This window comes from Nocardia sp. NPDC004718 (assembly GCF_053601535.1).
Map to the genome: position 1 here is coordinate 1 of NZ_JBSGCA010000119.1, position 4,870 is coordinate 4,870.

2 protein-coding genes and 2 pseudogenes are annotated in these 4,870 nt (G+C 57.8%); 1 reads left to right on the forward strand and 3 read right to left on the reverse strand.

The window, feature by feature from the left end:
* Nucleotides 1–100: 100 nt before the first annotated feature.
* Both ACWEH3_RS35630 and ACWEH3_RS35635 read right to left on the reverse strand, forming a co-directional pair.
* Nucleotides 101–250, reverse strand: a pseudogene (locus tag ACWEH3_RS35630) (DDE-type integrase/transposase/recombinase); the annotation flags it as partial.
* A gap of 135 nt (nucleotides 251–385) precedes the next feature.
* Nucleotides 386–832, reverse strand: a complete 447-nt coding sequence (locus ACWEH3_RS35635) for a transposase (RefSeq protein ID WP_450026684.1) — start codon at nucleotides 830–832, stop codon at nucleotides 386–388.
* A gap of 490 nt (nucleotides 833–1,322) precedes the next feature.
* On the opposite strand from ACWEH3_RS35635, the gene ACWEH3_RS35640 reads away from it, so the two are divergent.
* Entirely contained in the window at nucleotides 1,323–3,380 is a 2,058-nt protein-coding gene (locus ACWEH3_RS35640) for a hypothetical protein (protein ID WP_450026686.1), read from the forward strand.
* Between the two features lie 303 nt (nucleotides 3,381–3,683).
* Here ACWEH3_RS35640 and ACWEH3_RS35645 read toward each other — a convergent pair.
* Nucleotides 3,684–4,661 (reverse strand): annotated as a pseudogene (locus ACWEH3_RS35645) (IS481 family transposase).
* Between the last annotated feature and the right edge of the window lie 209 nt (nucleotides 4,662–4,870).

The following is a 4,870-nucleotide window of genomic DNA, read 5'->3' on the forward strand; positions in this document are numbered from 1 at the left end:
AAAAGCCTCGGCTGGAAGACGCCCGCTGAAGCCTTCACCGAGCAGCTACGATCGCTCCAACAAACCGGTGTTGCGACGACCGATTGAATACGGCCTGGGCGCCGTGGTCGCTGTGGATGACCGTCCCATCGGGTGAACGTGCCGCGATGGCCGTGTCGAGCGCACTGAGCCCCATCGACGCGGGATGCCGAGAGTCGATGGCCCAGTCGACGATACGTCGGGAGTAGGCGTCGATACACCTTCCTTTCACGGGTCGGATGCTCGGAGATATCGGTGCACCGCAGCTGATTCTCCCGAGTTGCGATGAAGTTCCGATTGACCAGATCCTCGTGTGTGGCGATGTCTTGCTTGCTGATGTACCGTTTTCCTGCTCCCGAGAGCCCCTTTATGGCCCTGATCGTTTCGGCAAGCATCTCGTGGCGCAATCGGCGCTGGCTGGGCAGTCGGTTGCGGTGATGGCGGTAGCCCCGCTCGGACACGCATCCCGCAGTTGCGCCGATTCGACCGGGGACGTCCCTGGCACTTCTCCGCGGTCGACCAGGGTCTGGGGTTTCCACCGATACGGGGTGGCTTCGGTGAGTCCGAGATCGCGGGCGACGTCGGCGACCCTGCGGCCTTCATCGACGATCAGAGCGACAGCGCGTTGCGCTGAGTACATCATTGGCACGAGTGGAGATCCTTCCATCGAACGGATTGGAATCTCACAACTCGGCGGACAGAACTCCAGGACAGTCCAGTAGCACGAAGTGACACCTGCAAGCCTTAATGTTCTCCCGATGATGCGCAAGTCGGGTAGAGACGTACGACACAATACCAGTTTGGTAAATATCATTCTAGGTATAACAGCGTTCTTTTAGAAAAAATTGCTTAATCTAGACTGGAAACAGTAAAAATCGCTGAAGAATTGATTAGCTGAACGTGTGGTATCACCGGGAAGGAGCCTTGTTGACGAGTCGCCCCTGGGCTCTCAGGCGTCCTGATCGAATCGTTACATGACGGTGAATAATTCGCGAATCCCTAGCTCGGCGAAGCAATGCGGGGAGTGAGGCAAAAATGCCTTGCAAGTCAGGGTAGTGCATTTCGCGTTATTATTGGTCATACTCGCCCACGCGTGCTACCTGTGCCAGATATATCCGCAATGGTGGATGCCGATCTATTGAGTCTGACACTTGGAGTATCAGTGATCATTGCAAAGGCTATATTTGCACTTCATTTGACCGAGGATGACCGCGGTGCCAATGGTGTAAATTCTGACCTCCCGGTGATCCAAGCGGCCCGCTTGTGATTAATATCGAGGAATTCAAAGTATAGAGGAGAAGTCGATGGTCGATAGAGTGCAGGACGTCGTTGACAAATACAAAGAGTTAAGTAGGGTCTATTGGTTGAACTTCAACGAAGTAGCCTTCAAGGACGACGAAGACAAGCAAGCACTTGAAATGCTTTCAGGATTAAGCGCGGACGAGTTCGAGCAATTCTTCAACCGTTTAGACGAAAAGGAGCGCAAGAAGCTCCCTCTGACGGCAGATGAGAACCTCAAAAACGACCCTAAGTATAAGGATATAGTTTACGCACTCAACTCCGGTGATCCGAAAGCTTACGTCAACAAAAAGAGGCAACAAGAACAGACGGACGAGCAGCCAAAATTTGACGACTACGGCTATGAAAAGTTCAAGAAAGAAGAGGCGCATTCCCTATATGTCGATTTATACATACCGAAGGGTGCCAGCCCGCAGCTCATCAGCCTGATCGAAGATATGGAATTCACCATGCAGGGGGGTTTCGATACGCTCGCTGACGGAACTCCGAAAAATGCACCAGATTTCAGCGCAGTGCTCGAGGGCGCGCAGGTTGATACAATGGATGGTTGGTCTAAAATACGGGAATCGCACGATGAATTAAAAGATCAGCTGACTGCCCGGCGTGCTAAGTACATCGCAGACCATAAAGACGTAAAGGGTGCCACTTATGACTCAGCGATTACCGGTTCGGATACATTTAAGCATCTCAAACTAATAATGGACGAGCTCAATAGTTGTTTGGAACGCGAGCCTTCAGGGCTCTCTCGCACCGGGTATCAGATCACAGAAAGCTCCGGCGGTCCGCCCACATCTGCCATGGATGTACCCGTCTACGAAAAGAATACGGATGGCAAGAACGGGCAAAACGGCATGTGGTACCTGAGCCCTCATGCCGAACAGAGATACTATGTCAGTGCTATCGATACTGCCAGCGAAAAATGGGAAGAAACCTATAGGGAAGCGGTAAATAAGTATCAGAAGCAAGCCGAAATTGTAGATATGACGAGCGTTGGTGATCAGGTTGATACTCATGTAGCGAAGAAGCAAGTCGATTTTGTGGAGCCGTTGCAGCCGCGGGCAGCGGAAACTGCAGGCCAAATGACCAGCACACCAAAGGCTGATTTGAGTCCGACACAGTCTGGATGGCCTGCCTCTTCCCTTGACACTGCGGATTCGTTGAACGACACCGAGGCGGGTACTGAGAAAATTAGTAATACCGGATCTACCGATATGTCCTCCTCGGGCGTGGGTTCACCTTACACTGCTCGCTCGCCTATGCGGGATAATTTTGATACTGGTACTCCTGCAAGGGGGGGGAGCGCCACCACTGGGATCAGCGGAAATAATGCTACGCCTGCTGCCAGCAGTAGCGGTAGTGGTGCGGCCGAGGCAATGCAGCAAGTTGCTATGATGAGCGCCTTGAATGGAATGATGGGCAGGGAGAGTGGCCAGCCCCACGGCGCTCAATCCTATGACCGGGGGGATCGAGATCGGCAGGAGGAGCGGGTTCGGCGACGGGAAAACGAGCGCGACCGCAACGCGCCGACGGCCGCCGCAACGCCGGCAGTTCCGCAAACCACTCCTGGCGTGACCGCGCCGACGTCTGCGGGTACACCGCCGACAGTGACTAAACCGGGCGGAATGGTTGATTACAAAATCGGAGATTCTACTGTCCAGGTATCCCGACCTGTGGCGGAAGCTTTGCTTCGGCAGACGCAGAACACCGCCACCGACGCGGCGGCCGCGTACGCCGGCACCGTAGGCGAGTCGTCAGCGGACCACCCATGGGCAACAGTCAATGATGTTGCCCAGTTGAGGACTGGCGATGTCGTGCAGTGGGAGAAGCACAGTACTCTTATCATCAAGAACGAGACAGGCCTCAACATCCTGGACCACGGCCAACTCATCCCGTTGGATCCCAACTATCCGCCGCTGACGGACAAGTATGGTGGTTTTACGGGATATGCCCATCCGACGGGTTTGGACATCGGTCTTGCTACCGACTCCGCGCCACCGCCACCGCCGAAGGTCAGTTCGGCGCAGCCAGCCGGCGCGCCACACGTCATCCCGCCACAGGCCTGAGAACCACAGGCATTGCACCCCGGTTGTGGTTGACTACGTATGGAAAGTACGGGTCGAACAGATACCTGTAGCGGCGCCCCCACACGACTATTCGCGGGTCGACCCGCAACAGCTAGTTGTTGTGGGTCGTGACGTTGTGACGCGGTGCGAGTGGTGGTGAGCTGAGGGGCGGTTCTTTCGGCGGCAGGATGTGAAGCGCCGACTACCACCTCCGCCGCAAGCCGAAAGAACCGCCGTGATTCACCCCCAATCGAGCGTCGAAGTAGGCATGCTGATGCGGTCTCGATCAGTCACCGCCGAAGTCTAGTTGTATGAGGCCATGACCTTGGTGACACCGGTGTGGAGGCGGCTGGCGGGCGGGCGGTTCCGGCGGCGGTGTGCGGGCGATAGTAGTTGAAGTGGATATTCCAAACCTGCAGGGCTTCTCTGCGCTGTCGATCAGAGGTCCAGGTGCGGGCGTAGAGGAACTATTCGGCCAGGATCCGTTGGTAGCGTTCGACTTTGCCGTTATGGCGGGGCGTGTAGACGGATCCGCTGGTGACGCGCACCGCGGAGCACTTTGGCGAAGTCGTGGGCTTTGTAGCAGGCGCCGTTGTCGGTCACGATCCGGTGGATGTGGCCGATCCCGTGGGCGGCGAAGAACGCCCTTGCTCGGTGCATGAACCGGATCACGGTGTCGGCTTTCTCGTCGTCGAGGGCTTCGGTGTAGGCCAGCCGGGAGTAGCCGTCGACAGCGGAGTGCAGGTAGACGTAGCCGGCTTTGGCGCCGCGCTTCTTGACCCTGGCGGCGGCCTTGGCTTGGTCGGAGCCGGCGCCGTGGACGCGCCAGCCGCCGCCGTCGGGACGCGGCCGACCTTCTTCACATCGACGTGCACCATATGTCCTGGCCAGCGGGCGGTGATCCGGCGTGGTGTCCGGTTGTTCTCGCCGGTGGGGTCGAGGAACCGGCGACGGCTCAACCCCAGGTGGGCGAGTTGGCGGGTGACCGTGCGGACCGCGATCGTGGTGCCTTCGCTGTGGAGTTCGAACGCGATCCGCCGTGCCGACCACTTGTTGTCCCTGTGTAGCCGCTCGATCCGGGCGACGACCGCGGCCGGGGTGGCGTGGGGTTGGCGATGTGGTGTCGAGGAGTGGTCGAGCAGGCCGAGCTCGCCGTGGCGGCGTCACCGGTTGACCCACTTGGACGCGCATTGGCGGGAGATGCCCATCTCGGCGGCGACATGGGCGATGGGACGGGTGCTGGCAGCGTTGCACCAGGCGGCGATGGCTTCGGTCGTGAATTTGGGAGTCAGTTGATCGCTAATTTGGGCATCGGTCGAGCGGCTTGTGGCCGGTTTCTGGTCGCGAAATTCGACACCACCTCATCAGCGTGTCGGGTCAGGTGGTGTGTCGGAGTGAACCGCCCCGGCTTTCCTGCCGGTGTTTTACGGGCCGGTAGTCACTCGGCCCATCGGTCTGTGTCAGCGTAGTGCGCTGCCTCGTACTCGGTC

Bases quoted from the DNA above. Each gene is read 5' to 3' on its own strand.
- ACWEH3_RS35635 (WP_450026684.1), bottom strand. From the start codon at position 832: ATGATATTTACCAAACTGGTATTGTGTCGTACGTCTCTACCCGACTTG.
- ACWEH3_RS35640 (WP_450026686.1), top strand. From the start codon at position 1,323: ATGGTCGATAGAGTGCAGGACGTCGTTGACAAATACAAAGAGTTAAGT.